The organism is Pseudomonas sp. MD330_10 (assembly GCF_042610415.1).
In the GTDB taxonomy this organism is placed as follows: domain Bacteria; phylum Pseudomonadota; class Gammaproteobacteria; order Pseudomonadales; family Pseudomonadaceae; genus Aquipseudomonas; species Aquipseudomonas rhodesiae.
The window spans coordinates 204273-229495 of sequence record NZ_JBHGZU010000010.1; the positions used below are offsets into that span (position 1 = coordinate 204273).

At 61.2% G+C, this 25223-nt stretch carries 15 protein-coding genes and 2 pseudogenes; 9 read left to right on the forward strand and 8 right to left on the reverse strand.

Annotated features, from left to right (window positions below):
• Positions 1 to 3: 3 nt before the first annotated feature.
• A complete protein-coding gene (gene proP, locus ACFZPT_RS17650; RefSeq protein ID WP_034098154.1) occupies positions 4 to 1506 on the reverse strand; it encodes a glycine betaine/L-proline transporter ProP in 1503 nt (500 codons plus the stop codon).
• A gap of 557 nt (positions 1507 to 2063) precedes the next feature.
• Here proP and ACFZPT_RS17655 point away from each other — a divergent pair.
• Positions 2064 to 3461, forward strand: a complete 1398-nt coding sequence (locus tag ACFZPT_RS17655) for an MFS transporter (protein ID WP_034098152.1) — start codon at positions 2064 to 2066, stop codon at positions 3459 to 3461.
• 42 nt (positions 3462 to 3503) lie between these two features.
• Here ACFZPT_RS17655 and ACFZPT_RS17660 read toward each other — a convergent pair whose 3' ends face one another.
• Together ACFZPT_RS17660 and ACFZPT_RS17665 are read right to left on the reverse strand one after the other, a co-directional pair.
• Entirely contained in the window at positions 3504 to 4796 is a 1293-nt protein-coding gene (locus ACFZPT_RS17660; protein WP_034113875.1) for a sorbosone dehydrogenase family protein, read from the reverse strand.
• On the reverse strand, positions 4793 to 5209 hold the full coding sequence (locus ACFZPT_RS17665) for a DUF2231 domain-containing protein (protein WP_034113874.1): 417 nt from the start codon (positions 5207 to 5209) through the stop codon (positions 4793 to 4795). The genes ACFZPT_RS17660 and ACFZPT_RS17665 overlap by 4 nt, the downstream gene beginning before the upstream one ends.
• Positions 5210 to 5405: 196 nt before the next feature.
• On the opposite strand from ACFZPT_RS17665, the gene ACFZPT_RS17670 reads away from it, so the two are divergent.
• Genes ACFZPT_RS17670 through ACFZPT_RS17680 form a run of 3 tightly spaced genes read left to right on the forward strand, consistent with a single transcriptional unit; the run spans position 5406 to position 7722 of the window.
• On the forward strand, positions 5406 to 6434 hold the full coding sequence (locus tag ACFZPT_RS17670; RefSeq protein ID WP_034113873.1) for a UV damage endonuclease UvsE: 1029 nt from the start codon (positions 5406 to 5408) through the stop codon (positions 6432 to 6434).
• Between the two features lie 20 nt (positions 6435 to 6454).
• The gene (locus ACFZPT_RS17675; RefSeq protein WP_034113872.1) at positions 6455 to 6934 is read left to right on the forward strand and encodes an ATP-binding protein; all 480 of its coding nucleotides are present in this window, start codon (positions 6455 to 6457) and stop codon (positions 6932 to 6934) included.
• Positions 6931 to 7722: a nucleotidyltransferase domain-containing protein gene (locus tag ACFZPT_RS17680; protein ID WP_034113870.1), complete on the forward strand. Its 792-nt coding sequence runs from the start codon at positions 6931 to 6933 to the stop codon at positions 7720 to 7722. Before ACFZPT_RS17675 ends, ACFZPT_RS17680 begins: the two co-directional genes overlap by 4 nt.
• Here ACFZPT_RS17680 and ACFZPT_RS17685 read toward each other — a convergent pair.
• Positions 7718 to 8205, reverse strand: a pseudogene (locus ACFZPT_RS17685) (methyl-accepting chemotaxis protein); the annotation flags it as partial. The gene ACFZPT_RS17680 and the pseudogene ACFZPT_RS17685 sit on opposite strands and share 5 nt — an antisense overlap.
• Before the next feature lie 178 nt (positions 8206 to 8383).
• On the opposite strand from ACFZPT_RS17685, the gene ACFZPT_RS17690 reads away from it, so the two are divergent.
• Complete coding sequence (locus ACFZPT_RS17690; RefSeq protein WP_158231122.1) at positions 8384 to 8536, forward strand: hypothetical protein; 153 nt, start codon at positions 8384 to 8386, stop codon at positions 8534 to 8536.
• Positions 8537 to 9152: 616 nt separating this feature from the next.
• Here ACFZPT_RS17690 and ACFZPT_RS17695 read toward each other — a convergent pair.
• From ACFZPT_RS17695 to ACFZPT_RS17705, 3 genes and pseudogenes are all read right to left on the reverse strand, one after another.
• Positions 9153 to 9920 carry a methyl-accepting chemotaxis protein gene (locus ACFZPT_RS17695; protein ID WP_371263998.1) on the reverse strand — a complete coding sequence of 256 codons (768 nt, stop codon included), beginning with the start codon at positions 9918 to 9920 and terminating at the stop codon, positions 9153 to 9155.
• Between the two features lie 87 nt (positions 9921 to 10007).
• Positions 10008 to 11105 (reverse strand): annotated as a pseudogene (locus tag ACFZPT_RS17700) (cache domain-containing protein); the annotation flags it as partial.
• A 137-nt stretch (positions 11106 to 11242) separates the two neighbouring features.
• Positions 11243 to 15250 (reverse strand): bifunctional nitrate reductase/sulfite reductase flavoprotein subunit alpha, encoded by a 4008-nt coding sequence (locus ACFZPT_RS17705; RefSeq protein ID WP_034113868.1) that lies wholly within the window; start codon positions 15248 to 15250, stop codon positions 11243 to 11245.
• A gap of 509 nt (positions 15251 to 15759) precedes the next feature.
• On the opposite strand from ACFZPT_RS17705, the gene nirB reads away from it, so the two are divergent.
• The 3 genes from nirB to ACFZPT_RS17720 all read left to right on the forward strand — a co-directional run bounded on the left by nirB (position 15760) and on the right by ACFZPT_RS17720 (position 20722).
• On the forward strand, positions 15760 to 18321 hold the full coding sequence (gene nirB, locus ACFZPT_RS17710; protein ID WP_034113866.1) for a nitrite reductase large subunit NirB: 2562 nt from the start codon (positions 15760 to 15762) through the stop codon (positions 18319 to 18321).
• A complete protein-coding gene (nirD, locus tag ACFZPT_RS17715; protein WP_034113864.1) occupies positions 18321 to 18686 on the forward strand; it encodes a nitrite reductase small subunit NirD in 366 nt (121 codons plus the stop codon). The genes nirB and nirD overlap by 1 nt, the downstream gene beginning before the upstream one ends.
• Before the next feature lie 632 nt (positions 18687 to 19318).
• Complete coding sequence (locus ACFZPT_RS17720) at positions 19319 to 20722, forward strand: XAC2610-related protein (protein ID WP_034113862.1); 1404 nt, start codon at positions 19319 to 19321, stop codon at positions 20720 to 20722.
• Positions 20723 to 20764: 42 nt separating this feature from the next.
• Here ACFZPT_RS17720 and ACFZPT_RS17725 read toward each other — a convergent pair whose 3' ends face one another.
• Positions 20765 to 22330 (reverse strand): PAS domain-containing methyl-accepting chemotaxis protein, encoded by a 1566-nt coding sequence (locus ACFZPT_RS17725; protein WP_034098124.1) that lies wholly within the window; start codon positions 22328 to 22330, stop codon positions 20765 to 20767.
• 163 nt (positions 22331 to 22493) lie between these two features.
• Here ACFZPT_RS17725 and ACFZPT_RS17730 point away from each other — a divergent pair, with 163 nt between their 5' ends.
• Positions 22494 to 24692, forward strand: coding sequence for an OsmC domain/YcaO domain-containing protein (locus tag ACFZPT_RS17730; protein WP_034098122.1), 2199 nt, complete (start codon positions 22494 to 22496; stop codon positions 24690 to 24692).
• Positions 24693 to 25223: the final 531 nt, after the last annotated feature.

A 25223-nucleotide genomic window follows, 5' to 3' on the forward strand; every position in this document is an offset into this window, starting at 1 on the left:
GTCTTAGTTGATACGAGGATGCTGTTGCACCAGGTTTTCGCGCTTGGCTTCTAGTTCGGCGATCTCGGCGTCGATATCTTCGATCTTCTGCTCGATATTGTCATGGTGTTCTTGCAGCAGCTCCTTGGCTTCTTCCATGTCCGAGGCCGCCGGTGCCGCGCCGCGCAGGGGGCGGTTAGCGGTCTCTTTCATGGTCACCCCGGTGATCAGACCGACCACTGCAAACGCCATCAAGTAGTAGGCGGGCATGTACAGGTCATTGGTGGTTTCCACCAGCCAGGCGACGGCGGTCGGGGTCAAGCCGGCGATCAGCACCGAGACGTTAAAGGCGCTGGCTAGAGCGCTATAGCGCAGGTGCGTAGGGAACATCGCCGGCAATGTCGACGCCATCACGCCGATAAAGAAGTTCAGCACAACGGCCAGGATCAGCAGGCCGGCGAAGATCAGCCCGATCTTGCCGCTGGTGATCAGCATAAAGGCTGGAATGGCCAGCAACAGCAAACCTACGCTGCCGGCAATGATGAACGGCTTGCGGCCGATTTTGTCACTGACAAAACCGATGAACGGTTGCACGAACAGCATGCCGACCATGATTGCGATGATGATCAATACACCGCTGTTTTCTTTGTAGTGCAGGTTGTGGGACAGGTAGCTCGGCATGTAGGTGAGCAGCATGTAGTACGTCACGTTGGTGGCCGCCACAATGCCGATGCAGGTCAACAGGCTGCGCCAATGCTTGGTGGCGACTTCCTTGAACGACACTTTCGGGCCGTGGGACAGACCTTCGCGGTCGCCTTGTTCGAGGGTGTCCATGTGTTGCTGGAACGCCGGGGTTTCTTCCAGCGCGTGGCGCAGGTAAAGGCCGATGATGCCCAGGGGCAGGGCGAGGAAGAACGGCAGGCGCCAGCCCCAGGATTCAAACTGTTCTTCGCCGAGGATGCTGGAAATCAGCACCACCACACCCGCGCCGAGCACGAAACCGGCGATGGAACCGAAGTCCAGCCAACTGCCGAGAAAGCCGCGCTTGCGATCCGGGGCATACTCGGCAACAAAGATCGACGCGCCGGTGTATTCACCGCCTACCGAGAAACCTTGGGCCATTTTGCACAGCAGCAACAGGATCGGCGCCCAGATACCAATGGTGGCGTAGCCGGGGATCAGACCGATGGCGAAGGTACTCAGCGACATGATCACGATGGTCGCCGCCAGCACCTTCTGTCGTCCGTATTTGTCCCCCAGGGCGCCGAAGAACAGGCCACCCAAAGGACGGATCAGGAACGGCACCGAGAAGGTAGCCAGTGCGGCAATCATTTGCACACTGGGCGAAGCGTCCGGGAAAAACACCTTGCCCAGCACATAGGCGACAAACCCGTAGACGCCAAAGTCGAACCATTCCATGGCGTTACCCAGTGCAGCGGCGGTGATCGCCTTGCGCATCTTGGTGTCATCGACAATGGTGATGTCATTCAATCCGATGGGATTGACGCTTTTCTTACGTGATTTCATGCGGATCACTCTAAAACAGAACAGGGGAGGTGCTATCACTGCGACAGCACCGCTCTGTCACTTCAGATACAAGTGCATGCGAAATAATTCACCGCTATTTGGGTTTTTTTATGGATGAGGTCGGCGGCCTTACCCCTCAGCAGTAGGCACCGAATGCCCCGCTGCGAGTCAGGCCGTAACAGTGTGCAGGGATTATTCGCGATCTTCGGCGACCCTGTTGAACCCCGCGGCGCTATGCAGCAGGGGTCATATACACGCCACACTCATTTGTGGTGAGCAGGCTTGCCCTGCACTGGGCTGCGCAGCAGACCCTCGACAGCACACCGCGTTTCTCCCGCTGGCGATGCCCAAGGCGTCCGCAACCCTGAGAATCGCCTAAACAGGTTGAAACGGTGATTATCAGCCTTGTCATCATATGACTTTGCTTGCGCGAGGCTGACTTATCTACCTGCAAAACCACGTTGACAGCATCCACACGGCCCGATATAAAAGTCGCAGTTGTACGACGACATATGACGTTACATATGTCCTATCTAACAAAAATAAAAAGTGATGCCATGAATCTAAGCGAGCCCATCAACGCCCATCGTGTCGGCCAGGCCGTCGGCAACTATCGTTGGACCATCTGCGCGATGCTGTTTTTCGCCACCACCGTCAACTACCTCGATCGCCAGGTGCTGAGCCTGCTGGCCCCGCAGTTGTCGACGCAGTTCGGCTGGAGCAATACCGATTACGCCAACATCGCCGCCGTGTTCCAGTTCGTGTACGCGATTTCGATGCTCTTCGCCGGGCGCTTCGTCGATAAGATCGGCACAAAGGCCGCTTACGTGATTGCCATCGGCATCTGGTCCACCGGCGCGATCATGCATGCGTTTTCCGTGCCGATGGGCGAGGGCATCGCCGCTATCAGCGGTGCTATCGGCCTGGCAGTGATCCCGGTGTCGATCGCCGGTTTTATGCTGTCCCGCGCGGTACTGGCCATTGGCGAGGCGGGTAATTTCCCGATTGCGATCAAAGCCACTGCCGAATACTTCCCCAAGAAAGAACGCTCCCTAGCCACTGGTATCTTCAACTCCGGTGCCAACGTCGGTGCGATCCTGGCGCCGATCTGCGTGCCGCTGATCGCCGGTTTGTGGGGCTGGGAAGCGGCATTCATGGTGATCGGTATGCTCGGTTTCGTGTGGGTGGCGGTCTGGGTCGGGCTGTATAAAAAGCCTGAGGATCAGAAGCGCCTTTCGGCCGAGGAGTTGGCTTACATCCGTAGCGACCAGACCGTGCAGCCGTTCGCCACTGCACCGGCCACTGGCAAAAAAGTCTCGTGGTTCAGGTTGCTCACCTACCGCCAGACCTGGGCCTTTGCCTTCGGCAAGTTTATGACCGACGGCGTGTGGTGGTTCTTCCTGTTCTGGCTGCCCACCTACCTGGCGGCGCAATACGGCATGAAAGGCGCCGATATCGTGATGCCCCTGGCCGTGCTGTACAGCATGACCATGGTCGGCAGCATCGGCGGCGGCTGGTTCCCCAGCTACTTTATGGCCCGTGGCGACGCGCCTTATGACGGCCGCATGAAGGCCATGCTGGTGATTGCACTGTTCCCGCTGGTGGTGTTGCTGGCGCAGCCGTTGGGCTACATCAGCTTCTGGGTGCCGGTGCTGTTGATCGGTGTGGGCGCCTCGGCGCACCAGGCATGGTCGTGCAATATCTTCACCACGGTTTCCGACATGTTCCCGCAAAAGACCGTCGCCTCCGTGGTCGGTATCGGCGGCATGGCCGGTGGGCTGGGTGGGGTGGTGATGACCAAGATCGGCGGCTGGGTGTTCGACTATTACAAGTCCATCAATGACATCCACACCGGCTACATGATCATGTTCGCGATCTGCGCCCTGGCTTACCTCACCGCGTGGAGCGTGATGAAAGCGCTGGTGCCGCGCCACAAGGAAATCACTGACCTGTAAGTGAACCTGCCGGAGCGGTCGGACCGCTCCGGCAGTGCGCGATCAACGGTTGCGCGTTACCCGCCACACAGTGTTGGCCAAGTCATCGGCGATGATCAATGCGCCTTTCGGATCCACCGTCACCCCCACCGGACGCCCTCGGGTTTTGCCATCTTCACCGCGAAAACCGGTGGCGAAGTCCACGGTCTCGCCCGCCGGTTTACCGTCCTTGAACGGCACGAAGATCACCTTGTAGCCCACCGGTTGATCGCGGTTCCAACTGCCGTGCTCGCCGACGAACACACCGTCGGCAAAGCGTTCGCCCATGGCCGGGATGGAAAAGTCCACGCCCAGGGCGGCCACATGGGAACCCAGGCTGTAGTCGGGTTTGATCGCCGCCGCGACCTTCGCCGGGTTCTGCGGTTGCGCCCGTGGGTCGACGTTCTGGCCCCAGTAGCTGTAGGGCCAGCCGTAGAACGCGCCTTCACGCACGGAGGTGAGGTAATCCGGCACCAAGTCGGGGCCGAGTTCGTCGCGTTCGTTGACGACTGTCCACAATTGCCCGGAATCCGGTTGGATCGTCAACGCGGTGGGGTTGCGCAAACCGGTGGCGTAGGGTTTATGCGCGCCGGTCTGGGCATCGATCTGCCAGACCATGGCACGGTCGATCTCCACTTCCATGCCCCGCTCGGTGATGTTGCTGTTGGAACCGATCCCCACATACAACTGACGACCGTCGGCGCTCACGGCCAGGGATTTGGTCCAGTGGTGGTTGATCTGCGCCGGCAGGTCGGTGACTTTGACCGGCGCGCCGCTGGCCTTGGTCTGGCCATCGCTGTAGTCGAACCGCACCAGCGCATCCTGGTTGGCCACGTACAGTTTGCCGTCGGCGAAGGCCAGGCCGTAGGGCGCGTTGAGGTTGTCGGCGAACACGGTCTTGAGTTCATAAGTGCCATCGCCGTCGGCGTCGCGCAGCAGCGTCAGGCGGTTGCCGCTCTTGACCTGGGTGTTGCCCTGGGCCTTGATCACGCTGGCGATCACGTCCTTGGGCTTGAGCTTGGCCGCGCTGCCGCCACGGCCTTCTGCGACAAGGATATCGCCGTTGGGCAGTACCAGGGGCTGGCGTGGGATGGCAAGGTCAGTAGCGATCGCCGTGATGCTGAAACCCTCCGGCACGGTGGGTTTCTGCTCGCCCCATGGGGTTGGCTCGGCGATTTTCATGCTCGGCAGCAGGCTGCTCTGTTGTTCCGGCAGTTTGGGGTCGGGGCCGCGGGCCTGGGTTTTGTCGCCTTCGGCGCCGCAAGCGCTCAGCAGCAGGGCGGCGCTGAGCACGGTCAATGGGAAGCAGGTTTTCATCGGGCACCTCCGGTGCGCAGGCCGGTCCAGGTGGCGAGGATCGCCAGCACCGTCACAATGGCCGACAGCACCAGGCCGGCGGGCATCATGGCGTAAGCGTCCTTGGCGTGCTGGAACGCATCGATCAACCCCAGCACCCAAGTGACCAACAGCAGCAACACATAAACGACGGGCCGCCCGGCTTTGTGGGGCGCGCGCAGCAGGTTGACCAGTGCGAACAGCAACGCCAAGCCACAGAAGACCAGCGCACCGGCAATCAGCCAGGACGCGAAGTTGGCCCACTGAATCTGAAAGGTCTGGGCGTAGGCAATGTCACTGAGCAACGCGCCCAAAAATAGCGGCACGCCGCCGGCCAGCAAGGTCGCGTGCAACGGACCTGGCCGACTATCGTGGTAGGTGGGGAGGGTAGTCATGGGGTAAGCGGCTCCTTACTTGTTCGGCGCCCTGGGCTCAGGGATGCGATGACTTCGCATAGGAAAGGAGCACGTCATTTGTAGGAAAGTTCATAGATGTTATGCCGAGTATACGTGTCGAAATATTATGAACCGCGTTGCGTGTTCCTCGGCCCAAGCCCTTATGATCTCGCCCTCACTCAGTCCAGGCCTTTCCATGACCCACCCTCGCATCGGCTTTGCCTGCCAATACAAGCACCCCGACCGCCAGCTCTCGACCGGCGCCCTGAAACTTATCGAAGGCCCATTCAACCCGCGCACCACTACGTTGCGCTGGATGGACAGCGTCGACCCCAGCGTCGCCCGGGACAAATTGGTGGAGGTGGTCACCCACAACCTGGCGGCGCAATTGCAGCTGTTGGCGTACGTCGCCACGCTGCCGCCGACCCTGCGCATGTTGCGCCTGAGCAGCGATCTGCTGCCGTTTTACAGCCACCCCAAAGTGGCGGCCGTCTACCACGACCCGGCCATCCAACAGCAACTGATCGAAGGCTTCGCCGCCATCGGCGAGTTGGCGCGGGCCTCGGACATTCGCCTGTCGTTTCATCCCGGCCAGTACTGCGTGCTCGGCTCGGAAAACCCCAATGTGGTGGAAAACAGCGTGGCCGAGTTCGAGTACCACGCCGATATGATCCGCATGATGGGCTATGGCCGGCGCTTCCAGGATCTCAAATGCAACGTGCATATCGCCGGCCGCCTGGGCGTGGAGGGTACCCGCGCGGTGTGGGCGCGGCTGTCGGAGGTGGCGCGTCACTGCATTACCTTCGAAAACGATGAAAAGACCTACGGCCTGGACCACTGCCTGCAAGTTGCCGATCTGGCCCCGGTGGTACTCGATATCCACCATTGCTGGATTCATGAGCAGACCTATATCGACCCCGATTCCCCACGGGTCGCCCGAGTGATCGACAGCTGGCGCGGCGTGCGCCCGACCATGCACTACTCCCAGCCTCAGGAGCGTCTGCAAGACCTGGGTTTCGACGCCGAACGCAAGCCGGAGATGGATGCGCTGTTGCAGGTGGTGTCCAAGCGCGACCTGTACGCCCATAGCGAACAGATGTGGAACCGCTGGACCAACGACTACGCCCTGCAGTTTCTGGATCGCTTCGACATCATGCTGGAGGCCAAGGATAAGAACGTGGCATCGTTGGCGTTCTACGAGTACTGGCAATCCCAGGCCACGTGAAGAAAAAGGAGTTTGCTCCCATGCCCACTCTGCACCTGTTGTGCGGCAAGATCGCCTCCGGCAAGTCCACACTGGCCAGGCGCCTGGTGGCTGAACACCGTGCGATCCTACTCAGCGAAGACACGTGGCTGGCGCAACTGTACCCCGGTGAGGTGTTGTCCATCGCTGACTACCTGCGCTGTGCGCAACGCATGCGTGGGGTGGTGGGGCCACTGGTAATCGACCTGCTCAAGTCCGGCGTCAATGTGGTGCTGGATTTTCCGGCCAACACCCTGGCCAATCGCGAATGGCTGTTGAGCCTGGCCCACAGCGCCCAAGTGCCGCACTGCCTGCATTACCTGGAACTGGACGACGCTACCTGCCGCGCCCGCCTGCATGCGCGCAATGCCGGCGGCGAACACGACTTTGCCGCCACGGACGCCGAGTTTGACCTGATCACCCGGCACTTCTGTGTGCCGAGCGAGGTCGAGGGGCTGGTGATTGAGGTGCATCGGCCGTGAGCGTTGCAGTATCACAAGGCCTGGACGCCGAGGGCTTTATCCGCTCCGTTGCGCAGGCGCCCGTGCAGCCTGAATATCAGTCGGTGCTGGCGGATGCCTGCTCACTGCTGTCCCAGCAAACGTTGGGGCTCGATGGCTTGTATGTTTACGGCAGCGTCGCACGGGGTGACGCGACGCCCGGCCATTCCGACCTGGACCTTACACTGGTGCTGCGCGAGCCGCAGACCCCGCAGGTAGCAGAGCAATTGGAACGCGTTCGCCGTGAACTTGAACGGCGTCACCCGCACGTCACCAAAGTCGACTTCGATATCGGCGAGCGTGCGCAGGTAATGGCGGTTGAAAACCGCAACCTTTGGGGGTTCTGGCTCAAGCATCAGTGTCGTTGTATTTGGGGCAATGACCTCTGCGTCCATTTCGAGCGGTTTCGCCCATGCCGAGAAATCGCGCTGGCGTTAAATGGTGACGTCTATTCGGTATTGAACACCTATATCTGCGCTATCGGGCAAACGGTTATCGAGGCGGATCGGCTGCGCTTGCAGCGTGAAGCGTCGCGCAAACTGATCAGGGCGACGCAGATATTGCGCTCGGAAGCGGCAACGATGTGGCCACAAACACTGGAAGAGCATGTGGCGATGTTCCTCCAGAGCCACCCGGCGATGGTCACCCAGGTAGCGTTCTTTCTGTTTGAAGCGCGCAACCCTGGCGCCGCGGGCGATCAGTTCTGCGCGCGGTTGCAGGTATTTGTGGAGTGGTTGGTTTCACACCAGCGCGAAACCCTCCGGACTTAAACCGCCCCACCAATCCATTCAACTCATCCGACAGCTTCGACAGGCGCCCTGAGCCATCCTGGGCCGAGTTGGCCAGGCTTTCCACTAAGCGCGCTTCGTCGTAGATCTGCTGGATATGCCGGTTGATCTCTTCAGCCACGCTTTGTTGTTCCTCGGCGGCGGCGGAGATTTGCAGGTTCTGATCGCGGATTTCGTTGGCCGAGGTCTGGATGCCTTCGAAGCTGTCCCGCGCGTTTTGATGGACGACACGCTGGCCTTGGACAGGTCCATGCAGCTGTCCATCTTCTGGGTGACTTCCTGGGTTTTGGTTTCCAGGGCGCCGAGCAGGTGCTCAATCTCGCCCGTGGAGTCGCAGGTGCGCTTGGCCAGGGCGCTGACTTCGGCGGCTACCACGGCAAAGCCGCGGCCCTGGTCGCCGGCACGGGCCGCTTCGATGGCAGCGTTGAGTGCCAGCAGGTTGGTCTGTTCGGCAATCGCGCGGATGGTGCCGAGGGCATCGTTGGCGTTCTACGAGTATTGGCAATCCCAGGCCACTTGAAGATAACAGAGTCTCCTCGTATGAATGTAAATAAGGCCTGCGTCGGATCACTCAAGGCGCAACAGTCAGTACTATTTGTCCAGCAGAAAGTTGAATGGCGGCTACGAAAGCTGAAGGCTCCGTATGATTGATGAAAAAACGTTCAGCTATAAAACGCTCTGCCTTGAAGATGCAGCTAACAATCAGGCTCTACAATTTACAACTAAGGCCCGTATCGACATAGGCAGGGCTACGATAGTCGCCATTCAGGTGGTTTTGGTTGATGTTATTATCTGACGATTAAGGTTTGGTTTGGTCCCCAGTTTGATTGGTCACTGGCGAGTGCCGATCTAGCAGTTATAGTCAGTTCGCCGCTCGTGAAACCGGGGATGGCATTGATGTTTAGTATGGCCGAAAAGTGCCCGTTTTCATCGCAAAAAACATTGGCGAGTTGGTTGCCGCTATTGGCCTGAAAGATAGCGATGTTAGTTCTGGGAGTGCCCTTTCCTTGGACGTAAACGCAGTCTCTTTTATAGCCTGGCGGGTCGAATACGGGGGCTGAGAGTGTCATGGCAATTATCCTTTTAACATGAGTTTTTAAGTGGTGAGACGATTTTTTTCGTCCCTTGTAAAGTACTCAATCTATAAGGTTGCAACTACTGTCATAGTTGACAGGGTGTAAGCTTTTTTCGAAATAACTGATGGTTTTGTTGAATCTAAACGCAGGGTGAATGGATCTAAATACTGTTGACGGGGCAGTAAACGTCACCCAGTAAATACTTTCACTTACTTGGAGAGCGCTCAGCGTCGCACGTTCTTGCACGCAGGGTCGGAGCAGGGCAGAAGACCGCCTGCTCCTGCATGCGCTGGGTATTTCTGGGCTGGCGAGTTTCACGCCAGCGCGAAACCCTCCTCAGGACTTAAACCGCCCCACCAATCCGTTCAACTCATCCGACAGCTTCGACAGGCGCCCTGAGTCATCCTGGGCCGAATTGGCCAGGCTTTCCACCAAACGCGCTTCGTCGTAGATCTGCTGGATATGCCGGTTGATCTCTTCAGCCACGCTGTGTTGTTCCTCGGCGGCGGCGGAGATTTGCAGGTTCTGGTCGCGGATTTCGTTGACCGAGGTCTGGATGCCTTCGAAGCTGTCCCGCGCGTTTTCGATGGACGACACGCTGGCCTTGGACAGGTCCATGCAGCTGTCCATCTTCTGGGTGACTTCCTGGGTTTTGGTTTCCAGGGTGCCGAGCAGGTGCTCGATCTCGCCCGTGGAGTCGGAGGTGCGCTTGGCCAGGGCGCGGACTTCGTCGGCCACCACGGCAAAGCCGCGGCCCTGGTCGCCGGCACGGGCCGCTTCGATGGCAGCGTTGAGTGCCAGCAGGTTGGTCTGTTCGGCAATCGCGCGGATGGTGCCGAGGATTTGGTTGATGCTGCGGCTGCCGGCCTCCAGCTCGACCATGGCCTGGGACGACTCGCTCAAGCGGCGGCCCAGGCGGTTGACGTTGTCGGTGGTCGCTTCGATCTGTTGTTTGCCCTCGGCCACGCGGCGGTGGCCATTCTCGGCGGATTCGGCTGCGCCGCTGCAGGAGCGGGCGACTTCGTTGGCGGTGGCCACCATTTCATTGAATGCAGTGGACACCAGTTCTACCGCCTCGCGCTGGCGACCGGCAGCCTCGTTCATGTTGTGGGCCACCTCGCTGTTGACCTTCGAAGCGTTATGCAAATTGGCCGAGGCCGCGCCGATGTGCTGGATCAACTGGCGAATGGCCGCGAGAAACTTGTTGAACCAGCCGGCCAGTTCGGCGGTTTCGTCCTTGCCGTGTACCCGCAGCTCATGGCGCAAGTCGCCTTCGCCCTCGGCAATCGACTGCAAGCCGGTGCTGACCTGGCCGATCGGCTTGACGATCACTTTGGAGAACGCTGCGGCGATCAGGCCGAAAATCAACACCAGCACGCCGACGATGATGGCGGTGAGGTAGGTCATGCGCGTGGCCTCGGCCATCACTTCGCTTTTTTCGATCAGGCCGATATAACGCCAGCCCAGGCCGGGGGAGGTCCACACGTTGGCCATGTAGCGCACGCCGTCGATCTCCACTTCGGTGGAGCCTTGCGTGGTTTGCGCCAATTGCGCGTAGGCCGTACCCAAGTCCTTCAGCGGTTTGAAGTTGTGGGCGGCGTCCCGTGGGTCGACCAGCACCACGCCGTCCTCGATCAGCATCACGTAACCGCTGTCGCCGAGCTTGATGCTCTTGACCAGTTCGGTCAGGTTCTTCAGCGACACGCTGACTACGAATACCCCTTTGGGTTTGCCAGCGCTGTCGAGCATGGCGCGCGCGGTGCCTACCAGGGCCACGTCGTCTTTATCGTAGTAATAGGCCGGCGTGCGCACGGTCTTGCCGGGGCTGGCCATCGCCGCTTTGTACCAGGGGCGTGCGCGCGGGTCGTATTTGGCCAGTTGCGGATCGTCCGGCCATTTGGCGTAGGTGCCGTCTTCCAGGCCGATGGACAGGATCGCCGCCGCCGGGTGGGTGGCGCCATAGCGGGCGAAGCGCTCGATCACCGTTTGCGCTTCGGCGGGCAGCGGTTGAGCGGCCGCGTCGGCGGGTTGGTAATTTTTTAGAGTGTTGACCGAGGTGTATACAGAATCCGTGGCCATTTGATCGACGTTCTGCAGTGTGCCGTCGAAGAACTGGCGGATATTGCCATCGATCTGGCGGATTTCCCGGGTACTGCCGTCGATGAACTGATCCACCGCCTGGGTCCGGGTGTTCATCACTGAGATGACGGCCACCAGGCTCACTGGGATAAACGCAACCGAGACAAAAGCCAGCACAAGCTTATTTTTTATTTTCATCGAGACGACCATCAGCGTGGAGGACGGCCAAATCGCCACGCCCCCTGAACGAGGCGAGGCGATTTGCTATCACTGCTTTTTCGGCGCGCTCTTGGTAAACCTTTAGGGTTTTTTGTACACAATACAATCGACGATTGTTCTGTATCCAATCAGTACACATCACGCAGATAGCGTTTTTGCTCACTCAGTTGGCGCCAGTAGTTCACGGCGTGCTCCGGGCTCAGCCCGCCGTGGGTTTGCGCGATCTGGCGTAGCGCCTGGTCAACATCCTTGGCCATGTGGCTGGCGTCCCCGCAGATGTACACCTTGGCGCCGTCCTGCAGCCAGCGCCACAGCTCGGCGCCTTGCTCGCGGATGCGGTCCTGCACATAGATTTTTTGCGCCTGATCGCGGGAGAACGCCAGGCTCAGGTGGGTGAGCAGGCCGTCGCGCTGCATGCCTTGCAGCTCGTCTTGGTAATAAAAGTCGCTGGCGGCGTACTGCTCGCCGAAGAACAGCCAGTTACGCCCCGGGTGCCCGAGGGCGCGGCGCTCCTGCAAAAACGCGCGAAACGGCGCCACGCCGGTGCCAGGGCCGATCATGATCATCGGCACATCGCCGTCGCTGGGGGGGCGGAAATGTTTGGACGGCTGCACGAACACCGGCACTTCACCGTCGCCGACGCGATCGGCGAGAAAGGTCGAGGATACGCCTTTGCGTTTGCCATAGCGCACGGCTGCGACGGTCAGGTGGACTTCACCGGGGTGGGCCTTGGCGCTGGACGCAATCGAGTAGAGGCGCGGTTGCAGACGCCGCAGGGTGCTCAGCAAATCGTCCGCCGAGCACTCAATGGGGTAGGCGTGTAGCACGTCCGCCAGTTGCCGACCCCACAGCCAGTCGTTCAATTCGGCCTTGTGCTCGGGCCGCAATAACTGCTCAAGCCCTCCATCGGCGCTGCGCTCGGCAATAAACGCCAGGGTCTCGCTGCTGGGCCGGGCGATTTCGAAGTGCTGGGTCAACGCCTGTTGCAGCGAGACCTCGCCGAAGGTGTCGATAGTGACGCTGGCCGACGCCTTCAGGCCGGTCAATTCGAGCAGTTCGTGGACCAGTTCGGGGCAGTTGCGCGGCCGTACGCCGAGGGCATCGCCGGCTTCATAGCTGAGCCCGGAGTCGGCCAGGTCCAGGGCGAACTGGCGGGTTTCTTTATGGCGGCTATGGGGGTTGAGATGGCGGTTGAGTAGTAGGCGCGAACCGTACAGCTTGGTCTTGCCGGCGGGTGTGGCGGCTACCGGTGCCTTGGCCGGGTTGAGGCTGTGCTGCAAGCGCAGCAGCCAGGCATCGGCGTGCGCTTGGAATTCGGTGTCGCAATCGACGCGCTCCAACAGGCGGGTGGCGCCCAGCTCCAGCAGGCGTTGATCAAGGCGTTTGCCGTGCTTGCAGAACTGCTCGTAGTTCGGATCGCCCAGGGCCAGCACCGCAAACCGCAGGGACTCCAGGCGCGTTTCGACACGGCTGAGGCTGTGCCAGAAACCTTCGCCATTGTCCGGTGGGTCGCCGTCGCCGAAGGTGCTGCTGATCAATGCCAGGTTCTGGGTGCTTGCCAGTCGGCTCGCCGGGAAATCCGCCATTGCGCTCAGCTCGACGCTGATCCCAGCCTCACGCAGGCGCTGGGCACAGCGCTCGGCCAATGCTTCGGCATTGCCGGTCTGGGAAGCCCACAGCAAGGTCACGGCGGGGGAGGCGGGCAGTGTGCCGACACTGGCCGGCGAGGCGCGACTGAACAGCCCGCCGAGCAAACCGTCGACCCACAGCCGCGCCTCGTCGGCCAACGGCGCCGTGGGCGGTAGTACCGGCACACCACCGGCGTGGCGTGCGTTGTCGGCGCGCAGGCCGCTGACAAAGCCGGCGAGGTAGGTGCGTTCGCTGTCGCTCAGTGGCGGCGGGATGACGCTACGCAGGCCAGCGATTTCGGCGAAGGCGTCGATGCGCGACATGGCGGGTTCCTTTGCGCAAAGGGGAAGGTCGGTGGTCGCCTGGGTGGGCGAGTCGAGGAACTGATGGTCGATCAGCTCGACACGTTCCAGGGTGACGGCGCAGCACTTGAATTCCGGCTGCAACGACATCGGGTCGACCGCATCCGAAGTCACCGCGTTGATCGCCAAATGTTCGCCAAACACGTCGTTCCAGTGAAAGGGCGCGAAACATTGGCCCAGTTGCACGCGGTCGCTGATCAACGCAGGCAATACCGCGTAGCCGCGCCGCGAACGCACTTGCACTGGCTGCTTGGTCTGAAGGCCCAGGCGCGCGGCGTCATCGGGGTGGATCTCGACAAAGGGGCCGGGGTTGAGTTTGTTCAGCGTGGCGACTTTGCCGGTCTTGGTCAGGGTGTGCCATTGGTGCTGCAAGCGCCCGGTGTTGAGCACGAACGGGAAGACATCGTCGGGCAGCTCCGCAGGTGGCAGGTGCGGGCGCGCGAAGAACTGACCTTTGCCGCTGGCGGTGGCGAAGCGCAGCGTGCCGTGTGCGAGGTAGCGGATCGGGTTGCGTGGCGCCGACTCGGCCGATGCCAGCGGCCATTGCAGCGGTGTCTGGCGCAGACGCTTATAGCTGGCGCCGCGCAGGTCATAGCCGGTGGCGGGGTTGCAGGCACGTTTGAGTTCTTCGAACACCTCACTGGCGTCGGCGTAGGTGAACGCCTCGGCATAGCCCATTGCACAGGCGACGCGGGCAATGATCTGCCAGTCGGCCAGGGTGTCGCCCGGCGGCTGTACGGCTGGTTGCATCAGGGTCAGGTTGCGCTCGGAGTTGATCATTACCCCTTCGGCTTCGGCCCACAGCGCGCCGGGCAAGAGGATGTCGGCATAGCGGTTGGTTTCGGTGTCGAGGTACGCGTCCTGGGTAATCACCAAGTCGGCGGCCTGCAGCCCATCGATCACGGTTTGCCGGTTCGGCACGCTGGCCACCGGGTTGGTGCAGATGATCCAGCAGGCTTTGATCTGCCCCGCGGCCATTTGCTCGAACATCGCCACGGTGCCGTCGCTGGCCTGACGCGGCAGGCGGTCGGCGGGGATCTGCCACAGGTCTTCGATAAAGGCGCGGTCGGCGTCTACCAGCATCGAACGTTGCCCCGGCAGGCCCGGCCCCATATAACCCATCTCGCGCCCGCCCATGGCATTGGGTTGGCCGGTCAGGGAAAACGGCCCACTGCCCGGGCGGCAGATGGCGCCGGTGGCCAAGTGCAAGTTGCACAGCGCGTTGGTGTTCCAGGTGCCATGGGTGCTCTGGTTGAGGCCCATGGTCCAGCAACTCATCCACTCGGCGGCCTCGCCGATCCAGGTGGCGGCCTGGCGAATGTCGGCTTCGGCCAGGCCGGTGATGGCGGCGACCTGCTGCGGCGAATAGTCCTCCAGGAACGCGGGGATGGCCTCCCAACCCTCGGTGAAGGTGGCGATAAAGGCCGGGTCGGTGTGGCCGTTTTTCACCAGCAGGTGCAGCAAGCCGTTGAGCAATGCGAGGTCGGTGCCGGGGTTGATCGGCAGGTGCAGGTGCGCCTTGTCGGCGGTGGCGCTGCGCCGTGGGTCGACCACGATCAACTTCGCCCCGGCCTTGACCCGGTCCATCATGCGCAGGAACAGGATGGGATGACAGTCGGCCATATTGGCGCCGATTACGAAGAACAGGTCGGCGCGGTCGAAGTCTTCATAGGAGCCCGGCGGCCCGTCGGAACCCAGGGACAGTTTGTAGCCGCTGCCGGCGCTGGCCATGCACAGCCGTGAATTGGATTCGATATGGCGGGTGCCCACAAAACCCTTGGCCAACTTGTTGACCAGGTATTGGGCCTCCAGTGACATCTGCCCGGAGACGTAAAACGCCAAGGCATCGGGGCCATGTCGCTCCAGCACGTTGCGCAGGCGCCCGGCCGTCTTGGCGATGGCCTCGTCCATGGCGATGCGTACTGGGTCACGGTCGCGGGCCTGGCGCAAGTAAGCGTTTTCCATGCGCCCGGACTCGGCGATGGCTTGCCCGCAGGTAGTGCCCTTGGTGCACAGGCGCCCGGCGTTGGTGGGGTGGTCAGGGTCGCCGATCACCTTGACCACTGTGTTGTCCTGGACCTGCATGACGATGCCGCAGCCCACGCCACAATAGGGGCACACACTGCGTACGTGTTGGTTTGCCATCGATAACCCTCGAACCTTTTCTGCCCGGCAAAAAAAAAGCGCCGCGTAACCCTCCGTTGGAAACGGGGATTACACGGCGCCTTTGTCGTGGATGGGCAATCAGCGTTGACTGCTCTGTTGCGCTGTACCTAGCAAGCGGCGCGCCATGTTCCTGCACAGGCCTTACTGACGGTGCCGACGGCGCTTGCTGCGGTTGTGCCGACGCGCGGGAGCAAGCGTACCGTGCCCTTTTATGACGCGCCGCGCACCAGTTGGAGGCGTGATCGCAAGGGTTGAACTGGTGTAGATGCCGTGAGTACGGGGTCGCGACAGGTTGGCACAGAGCCTGCAAGATCCCCGACAACCCCCTTCGGTCAACGACGATCGACAACATGGGCAATAGCGGTGGAATCGGCGAAGTCGTCCGATGCCAACCGTATAAGAACAGGCAAAGACGCCTGGAACCGTAAGGTTTCAGGCGTTTTTTTTTGCTTTTTTTCAAACCGTGATGAGCTTTGTCGGGTGCTTATATGAACGCCAATAACGCCAGTTTGAACCAGCTGCAAACCCTGATCGTCGTCGGCAATGGCATGGTCGGTCATCACTGCGTGGAGCAGTTGATCGAACGCGGCGCGCTGGATCACTACCAACTGCATGTGTTCAGCGAAGAGCCGATGCGTGCCTATGACCGCGTGCATTTGTCCGAGTACTTCACCGGCCGCGATGCCGAGTCGCTGGCGTTATCCGACGCGGCGTTGTACCAGACCCCGGGGGTGACCTTGCACCTTGGCGTGCAAGTGCTGGACATCGACCGCACCCAGCGCCAGGTGGTCACCGCCCAGGGCCGTGTGACCTACGACAAACTGGTGCTGGCCACCGGTTCGTACCCGTTTGTGCCGCCCATCGAAGGCGCCGAAGGTGACTCGCGCCTGGTGTACCGCACCCTGCAAGACCTCGACGCTATTCGTGCCGCCGCTGCCAATGCGCGGCGCGGCGTGGTGGTCGGCGGTGGGTTGCTCGGCCTGGAGGCGGCCAACGCCCTTAAAAGCCTCGGCCTGGAAGCCCATGTGGTGGAATTCGCGCCGCGCCTGATGCCGGTGCAACTGGATGACTTCGGCGGTTTGGCGCTCAAGGCGCAGATCGAACGGCTGGGCGTCGGCGTGCATTTGTCCCGTGCCACGCAGTCGATCAGCGCCGGTGAGCAATACCGCTATCGCATGAATTTCGCCAACGACGAATATCTGGAAACCGACCTTATCGTGTTTTCCGCCGGTATCCGCGCCCAGGACGCCCTGGCGCGCCAGGCCGGGCTGGAAATCGGTCCGCGCGGCGGGGTGGCGATCAACGACGAATGCCAGAGCTGCGACCCGCATATCTATGCAATCGGCGAGTGTGCCTCGTGGAACGGCAGCCTGTTCGGCCTGGTTGCGCCCGGCTACCAGATGGCCCGTGGCGTGGCGGCGTTGCTGTGCGGGCAGGGCGCCGAGCCGTTTGTAGGCGCGGATATGTCCACCAAGCTCAAGTTGCTTGGCGTGGATGTGGGCTCCATCGGCGATGCTCACGCCCACACACCGGGCGCGCGCAGCTATCAGTTTATCGACGAGGCCACCGCCAGCTACCGCCGCCTGGTGGTGGACGCGGCCGGCAAGCAGGTGATCGGCGCGGTGTTGGTCGGCGACAACAGCTACTACGACACCCTGCTGCAATATCTGCAGAACGGCATCGCCTTGCCGGCCGAGCCCGCCAGCCTGATCCTGCCGTCGTCGGCCGGCGCACCGACCCTCGGCCCTGGTGCGTTGCCGGAATCGGCCACGGTGTGTTCGTGCCACAACGTCACCAAAGGCGCGATCTGTGCGGCCATCGATGGCGGCTGCGGCGACCTCGGCGTGCTCAAGGCGCAGACCAAAGCCTGCACCGGCTGCGGTGGCTGCGCCGGGCTGCTTAAGCAGGTGTTCGAACATGAGCTGGTGGCCCGTGGCGTCAGTGTCGACAAGAGTCTGTGCGAACACTTCGCCTATACCCGCCAGGAGTTGTACGCCCTGGTGCGCGTGGAAGGGGTGATCACGTTCGACGAACTGCTGGCCAAGTATGGCCGTGGCCACACCGGCTGCGATGTTTGCAAACCGGCGGTGGGCTCGATCCTGGCGTCGTGCTGGAACCAGCCGATCATGGACCCGTCGCTGGTGCCGTTGCAGGACACCAACGACACGTTCATGGCCAATATGCAGAAGAACGGCACCTACTCGGTGGTGCCACGCATTCCGGGGGGCGAGATCACTGCTGAGAAGCTGATCGTGATCGGCGAGGTGGCGAAGAAATACAACCTCTATACCAAGATCACCGGTGGCCAGCGCATCGACCTGTTCGGCGCGCAACTGCACGAACTGCCGGATATCTGGGGCGAGTTGATCGCCGCCGGTTTCGAGACGGGGCATGCGTATGGCAAGTCCACGCGTACGGTCAAATCCTGCGTCGGCAGCACCTGGTGCCGTTACGGCGTGCAAGACAGCGTGAAAATGGCGCTGCTGATCGAGGACCGCTACAAGGGCCTGCGCTCGCCGCACAAGCTCAAGTTCGCGGTGTCCGGCTGCACCCGCGAATGCGCCGAAGCCCAGAGCAAGGACGTGGGCGTGATCGCCACCGAGAAGGGCTGGAACCTCTACATCGCCGGCAACGGCGGCATGCGCCCGCGCCATGCCGAACTGTTCGCCACCGACCTCGACGACGCCACGCTGATCCGCTACATCGACCGTTTCCTGATGTTCTACATCCGCACCGCCGACAAGCTGCAACGCACTTCGGTCTGGCGCGAAAGCCTGGAAGGCGGGCTGGATTTCCTCAAGGACGTGATCCTGCACGACAGCCTGGGTTTGGGCGCCGAGCTGGAAGCGCAGATGCAACTGGTGGTCGACCGCTATGAATGCGAATGGGCCAACGCCCTCAAGGACCCGGAAAAACTCAAACGCTTCCGCACCTTCGTCAACGACAAGCGCCCAGACCCGGACATCCACTTCGTCCAGGAACGCGGCCAGCGCCGCCCGATCATGGCCGCCGAACTCAACCTGATTTCTGTCACCGAGGAGCTTGCCTGATGAGCCAGTCCAATACCCAACGCACACTTGCCATTTGGAAAAACGTCTGCCATGAGCGCGACCTGGTCCGCAATTCCGGCGTGGTGGTGTGGCTTGATGGCGCGCAAGTCGCGCTGTTCTACCTGCCTGACGCCGAAGCGCAGACGCTCTACGCCATCGACAACCACGACCCGGAGTCCGGCGCCAACGTGATCGGCCGTGGCCTGGTGGGCAACATCAAGGGCGAGCTGGTGGTGGCCGCGCCGATCTACAAACAGCATTACCGCTTGCAGGACGGCCAGTGCCTGGAAACCCCGCACCAACGCCTGCGGGTATGGCCGGCGCGGTTGAAGGGTGGGGTGGTGGAGGTGCAAGTGTCTTGCTGAATCCTGACCTACACAGAGCCCAAGGTGGGAGGGGGCCTGCCCCCGATCAAGGTGGCTCAGTCATGGATAAGCCAGCTGACACGCCGCCATCGGGGGCAAGCCCCCTCCCACAGTTTTTATCTGCATCTGGCTTGGTGCTGGGCGGAGCTGGACTGCTGCAAACCTAGCCTTTGAAACGCAATGAGCCCAGACAGCACAGAGCCGAATGTGGGAGGGGGCTTGCCCCCGATCAGGCTGGCTCAGTAATGGATAAGCCAGCTGACACGCCGCCATCGGGGGCAAGCCCCCTCCCACAGTTTTATCTGTGCCGGGTTTGAGTCGGGGTGGAGCTGGACTGCTGCAAACCTAGCCTTTGAAACGCAATGAGCCCAGACAGCACAGAGCCCAATGTGGGAGGGGGCTTGCCCCCGATCAGGCTGGCTCAGTAATGGATAAGCCAACTGACACGCCGCCATCGGGGGCAAGACCCTCCCACAGTTTTATCTGTGTGGGGCTTGTTGTCGGCTAACGGTTCCATGGCATCCCCTTCGCGTCAGAAACACGCAACATAGCAGCGCACCGCGCGCCATCAGCGATTTGTTCACGGTTTGCCTTTACACTGCGGCCCCCGGATTTCAGCAAGGATGCTTTACATGCGTTCGCTCGTCAGCGCAGTGCTTGTCTCTACGATGTTCGCGGCCACGGCCATGGCCGAACCCCGCTCGTTTTCGCTGAATGACCCCAGCGGCCAGTTTCTTGTCGAAGTGCTGTTCCCGGATGTGCCGCAGGACTTGCAGCAACTGGCGCCGGCGCTGATTACGCTGCGCGACAAAACCTCCCTGGCGATCCTCCAGCAATTTTCCACACCCGCCGCCGGAGTGCCGCTCGATGGCGACGGCAAGACCCTGGACTGGCGCTTGGTCGGCGAAAACGGCGTGGTGTATTTCGCCGATATCGACCAGGACGGCCGCCAGGACCTGGCGATTCGCAACGGCGACGGCGCCGATGCAGGCTTTCAGTCGAACTACGATGTGTACCTGCGAGACCCCCAGCAACCGCGCTGGGTGCTCAACCGCCCCCTTACGGACCTGGCGAACGAGACCTCCGGCGGCATGTTCTCGGTCACCCCCAAGGACGGCATCATCCATTCGCAGACCGACCGTGGCTGCTGCTGGACTCGCGCCAGCCGTTGGCAAATGCGCAACGGCGAGCTGGTACGACTCAGCGCGTATACGCAGCAGGAAGTACCGGCCAGCGACGATGACGACACCAGCATGCCCAAGGGCTACGTGCTGCGCACCACTGGCGAATGGAAGGACGGCCAATGGCACGAAACCCCTCGGTTGGAAGGGCCGGTCAACGAAGACCCACAGATGCTCGCCGGCACCCTCAACGGCAAGATCCCGGTGCAGCTCTGGTATCAGCAGCAAGGCGAGGTACTGATCGGCGAAGTGCGCTACACCAAAAGTGGCAATGGCAAGCCGATCAAACTGGTGGGGTCTATGGGCGACTACGAGGACAAACCCTTCGTTTACCTGCACGAATCGACCGAGGATGGGCATCAGACCGGCACCTGGCAAATCACCCGCGCTAGCGTCGAACCGTTCGATTACAGCGGTACCTGGGTCAGCAGCGGCAAGAAGGGCGCATCTGAGTTGACGGTGCAATTGCACGCCGTGGACCGCGAGCCGGAGTACGCCAAGTACGGCGACGTGGCCCGCGACCAACGCAGCGGCCACTATCAGATGCGCGACGACTACCTGGGTCGCGACGGTGACCTCGACCTGAAGATCCTGCCGCAGCGCGACGCCCAAGGCCGGGAAGTGGCTGAATTCAGCGTGACCCTCAACGACACCGGCACCGGCAAACCCATTGTCACCACGCAACAACGTGTGCCCATGGAAACCGACAATCTGATCATCGTGCGCGCGCCTCTGGCCGCCAAAGGCACCGGCCCGTATCACATTCAGTTGGTAAAGGATTTTGCTGTGATCAAGCACAACGCGGAGCCGGACTTCCCCGACTACCTGACGGGGATGTATCGCCGGCAGCCTTGACGCTGCGATGGATGCACCCCCGCGCACCGCTACAGGTTTGGCCTAGCGATTGAACCGCTCGACCAACGCGTACTGAGTCGACGCGGTGTCGGTCAGCTCCTTGCTCAGGGTTGTCGATTGGCGGGCCTGCACCGAGGTCTGATCGGCCAGCTCGGCAATGGTGGTGATATTGCGGCTGATCTCTTCGGCCACCGCGCTTTGCTCCTCGGTGGCGGCGGCGATCTGGGTGGTCATGTCGGTGATATGGGACACCGCCTCACTGATGCCTACCAACGCCTGGTCGGCCTCCAGCACCCACGCCACGCCTTCCTGGGCTTGGCGCTGGCCGTTCTGCATGCTCTGCACGGCGTTGTTGGAGGACGCCTGCAACTGCGTGATCAGCCCATGGATCTGAGTGGTCGATTGCGTAGTGCGCTGGGCCAACTGACGGACTTCGTCGGCCACTACGGCAAAGCCGCGCCCCTGTTCACCGGCGCGGGCTGCTTCGATGGCGGCGTTGAGGGCCAGCAGGTTGGTCTGGTCGGCGATGCCTTTGATCACATCGACCACGCTGCCGATTTCATCGCTGTCGCGGGCCAGTTGCGCCACGGTGACGCCGGTCTCGCCGACCACCGCCGACAAACGCTCAATGGCCTGGCGAGTATCGCGCGCCACGTCGCGGCCACGGCCGGTCAATACGTTGGCTTGCTGGGTGGCGTCGGCGGTGCGTTGCACATGGCTGGCGACCTCCTGAGTGGTGGCGGCCATTTGGTTGACGGCGGCCGAGACCTGTTCGGTCTCCACGCGCTGACGGTCCAGGCCCCGGGAGCTGGCGGAAGCCAGTTGGTCGGATTGAGCGGCCAGGGCGCTGAGTTTTTCGGCACTGTCCTGCAGGCGGGTGAGGCACGTTTTCAGGCGCGCGTTCTGGCTCTGGAAGGCGGTTTCCAAACGTGCCTGCGGGCCGCGAGCGTCGCTGTACATCTGCGCGATCAACGCATCCGAGGTGGACGGCTCGACCCCTTGCAGCAGGCGCAAGGTGCTGCCTTGGCGCGCGCTCGAACAAAGCAGGCCGATGGGCACCGCCACCGCCACGGCGACCGCGACCGCCACTGGCGCACTGAGAAACAACCCGGCCAGGCTGCCGGCAATACCGCTGGCCATATAGGGCACGCAGCTCAATAGATGGGGCAGCCAGGCGTCCTGGCGCGGTACAGCGGTTTTGCCTTGGCTGATCCGTTGATAGAGGGCCTGGGCGCGGCGGATTTCATCGGCAGTGGGCTTGACCCGCACCGACTCGAAACCGACCACCCGGCTGCCGTCGAATATCGGTGTGACGTAGGCGTTGACCCAATAATGGTCGCCGTTCTTCGAGCGGTTCTTGACGATGCCCATCCAGGGCAAGCCCTGTTTGAGCGCGCTCCACATGTGCGCGAATACGGCCGGCGGTACGTCGGGGTGACGCACGATGTTCTGGGGCGCACCGATCAGATCGTCACGTTCAAAGCCGCTGATTTCGACAAAGGCATCGTTGCAGTAAGTGATCATGCCCTGCACATCGGTGGCGGAGATGAGTTTCTGCTGCGGCGCGAGGGAAATCTCGCGTTGTGTTACGGGCTGATTGTTGCGCATTCGGACTACTCCCTGGTTGCGCCCACTCCATCGGCGGCAAGTCACAAAAAGTTAATATTCATTTGGCAATTGATCCGCCGCTGGTCAAAAGCCTGAAACTTCCCGAGGAAAAACCCCATAATGGCGGCCATTTTTGTTTAGCCCGTTATTCTGGTGTGCCCGTATGGAAATTAAGGTCAACTTTCTCGACAACCTCCGACTTGAAGCCAAGTTCGATGACTTCACGGTGATTGCCGACCAGCCCATTCGCTACAAAGGCGATGGCTCGGCCCCGGGCCCCTTCGATTATTTCCTGGCGTCGTCGGCGCTGTGTGCGGCGTACTTCGTGAAGCTGTACTGCCAGACGCGCAATATCCCCACCGAAAATATCCGCTTGTCGCAGAACAACATCGTCGACCCGGAAAACCGCTACAACCAGATTTTCAAGATTCAGGTCGAGTTGCCGGCGGACATCTCCGATAAGGACCGTCAAGGCATCCTGCGTTCCATCGACCGCTGCACCGTGAAGAAAGTGGTGCAAGCCGGGCCGCAATTCGTGATCGAAGAAGTAGACAACCTCGACGCCGACGCCCAGGCCTTGTTGATGCCCAGCGCGTTGTCCGACGGCGGTACCTATATCGCCGGTAAGGACCTGCCGCTGGAACAGACCATCGCCAACATGTCCGGCATCCTGGCTGACCTGGGCATGAAGATTGAAATCGCGTCGTGGCGCAATATCGTGCCGAACGTGTGGTCGCTGCATATCCGCGATGCGCACTCGCCGATGTGCTTCACCAACGGCAAGGGCGCGACCAAAGAGAGCGCTCTGGCGTCGGCCCTGGGCGAGTTCATCGAGCGGCTCAACTGCAACTTCTTCTATAACGATCAGTTCTGGGGCGAAGAGCTGGCCAACGCGGCGTTCGTGCATTACCCCAATGAGCGCTGGTTCCAGCCCGGCCCGAACGATGAACTGCCGACGGAAATTCTCGACGCCTATTGCCTGAAGGTCTACAACCGCGATGGCGAACTGCGTGGCTCGCACCTGTTCGACACCAACTCCGGCAACGAGGAGCGCGGCATCGTATCGCTGCCGTTCGTGCGTCGCTCCGATGACGAGGTGGTGTATTTCCCGTCCAACCTGATTGAAAACCTCTACCTCAGTAATGGCATGAGCGCCGGCAATACCTTGGCCGAAGCCCAGGTGCAGTGCCTGTCGGAGATCTTCGAGCGGGCGGTGAAGCGCGAAATCATCGAAGGCGAATTCGCCCTGCCGGACGTGCCTGCCGAGGTGCTGGCCAAGTACCCGAACATTCTGGCGGGTATTCAAGGTTTGGAGGCCCAGGGTTTCCCGGTGCTGGTCAAGGACGCGTCTCTGGGGGGTGAATTCCCGGTGATGTGCGTGACCCTGATGAACCCACGCACCGGCGGCGTGTTCGCCTCGTTCGGCGCACACCCGAGCCTGGAAGTGGCGCTGGAGCGCAGCCTCACCGAACTGCTGCAAGGCCGCAGTTTCGAAGGCCTGAACGACCTGCCGCAGCCGACCTTCGAAGCCCAGGCGGTGACCGAACCGAACAACTTCGTCGAACACTTTATCGACTCCAGCGGCGTGGTGTCGTGGCGCTTCTTCAGTGCGCAGTCGGATTACGAGTTTGTCGAATGGGACTTCTCCGGCCAGGGTGAAAATTCCAACGCCGAGGAGGCCGCGACGCTGTTCGGCATTCTCGACAATATGGGCAAAGAGTCCTATATGGCGGTGTACGAACACCTCGGCGCCACGGCCTGTCGTATTCTGGTACCGGACTATTCGGAAATCTATCCGGTGGAAGATCTGATCTGGGACAACACCAACAAAGCGCTGTTTTTCCGCGCTGACATTCTCAACCTGCACCGCTTGGACGACGCAGAGCTTGAGGCGTTGGTTGAGCGCTTGATCGAAAGCGAATTGGACGATTACACCGACATCACTACCCTGATCGGCATTGAGTTCGACGACAACACCGCGTGGGGCCAACTGACCATCCTGGAACTGAAACTGCTGATCTTCCTCGCCTTGCGCCAATACGAAGAGGCCAAGGAGTGCGTGGAGATGTTCCTGCAATACAACGACAACACCGCCGAGCGCGGGTTGTTCTACCAGGCGCTCAACGCCGTGCTGGAGATGGAACTGGACGACGATCTGGAACTGGCGGACTACGAAGTTAACTTCCGGCGCATGTTCGGCGACGAACGCATGGACGCCGTGATCGGCTCGGTCAACGGCAGCGTGCGCTTCCATGGCCTGACCCCGACCAGCATGAAGCTCGAAGGGCTGGACCGGCATTTGCGCCTGATCGACAGTTATAAAAAACTGCATAGCGCGCGAGCGGCGGTGTCCATCCGATAAGCCTTTCGCGCAGTTTGCTTACCAAAAAAAGCAGGCTCGCCGCAATGAGTGTGTCTTGCCCCGATTCCCTGTGGTCAGCATAAAGATAGGTGGCACCGAGCTTCCCTGTGGTGAGCAAGCTTGCTTGCGCTGGGCTGCGCAGCGGCCCCAAAGCCTGGCGGTGGGTTTGACCTGAAAGGACGCGGTGGGTGGGAGAGGGCTGCTGCGCAGCCCAGCGCGGGGCAAGCCCGCTCATACATGGACGCCCCCAGTATGCCAAGCACTCAATTCGTGAAAACACAGACGGGATAAGGTTGCAGCCATACATCCGGACTTTAAGTGAGGCGGTGCCTCTGTCCCTGATGGAATTCGCTGATCGGGCTCTTATCACCACAACGCGCTCGAAGCGCTGTGAGCAGGGCAGAGTTACCCGATCCCGGTCCTACCTGTCTTGCCATCACGTCATGATCGCCTAAGCAACCTTGGAAGTACTCCTTCTAACGCATCACTTTTTCATTCCACCGGGCCGGCTACGCCACCGTTACGTCGGGG

What these genes read in the sequence shown, in the direction of transcription:
- proP (WP_034098154.1), bottom strand. Translation starts at nt 1,506, where the DNA reads ATGAAATCACGTAAGAAAAGCGTCAATCCCATCGGATTGAATGACATC.
- ACFZPT_RS17655 (WP_034098152.1), top strand. Translation starts at nt 2,064, where the DNA reads ATGAATCTAAGCGAGCCCATCAACGCCCATCGTGTCGGCCAGGCCGTC.
- ACFZPT_RS17660 (WP_034113875.1), bottom strand. Translation starts at nt 4,796, where the DNA reads ATGAAAACCTGCTTCCCATTGACCGTGCTCAGCGCCGCCCTGCTGCTG.
- ACFZPT_RS17665 (WP_034113874.1), bottom strand. Translation starts at nt 5,209, where the DNA reads ATGACTACCCTCCCCACCTACCACGATAGTCGGCCAGGTCCGTTGCAC.
- ACFZPT_RS17670 (WP_034113873.1), top strand. Translation starts at nt 5,406, where the DNA reads ATGACCCACCCTCGCATCGGCTTTGCCTGCCAATACAAGCACCCCGAC.
- ACFZPT_RS17675 (WP_034113872.1), top strand. Translation starts at nt 6,455, where the DNA reads ATGCCCACTCTGCACCTGTTGTGCGGCAAGATCGCCTCCGGCAAGTCC.
- ACFZPT_RS17690 (WP_158231122.1), top strand. Translation starts at nt 8,384, where the DNA reads ATGATTGATGAAAAAACGTTCAGCTATAAAACGCTCTGCCTTGAAGAT.
- ACFZPT_RS17695 (WP_371263998.1), bottom strand. Translation starts at nt 9,920, where the DNA reads ATGAACGAGGCTGCCGGTCGCCAGCGCGAGGCGGTAGAACTGGTGTCC.
- ACFZPT_RS17705 (WP_034113868.1), bottom strand. Translation starts at nt 15,250, where the DNA reads ATGGCAAACCAACACGTACGCAGTGTGTGCCCCTATTGTGGCGTGGGC.
- nirB (WP_034113866.1), top strand. Translation starts at nt 15,760, where the DNA reads ATGAACGCCAATAACGCCAGTTTGAACCAGCTGCAAACCCTGATCGTC.
- nirD (WP_034113864.1), top strand. Translation starts at nt 18,321, where the DNA reads ATGAGCCAGTCCAATACCCAACGCACACTTGCCATTTGGAAAAACGTC.
- ACFZPT_RS17720 (WP_034113862.1), top strand. Translation starts at nt 19,319, where the DNA reads ATGCGTTCGCTCGTCAGCGCAGTGCTTGTCTCTACGATGTTCGCGGCC.
- ACFZPT_RS17725 (WP_034098124.1), bottom strand. Translation starts at nt 22,330, where the DNA reads ATGCGCAACAATCAGCCCGTAACACAACGCGAGATTTCCCTCGCGCCG.
- ACFZPT_RS17730 (WP_034098122.1), top strand. Translation starts at nt 22,494, where the DNA reads ATGGAAATTAAGGTCAACTTTCTCGACAACCTCCGACTTGAAGCCAAG.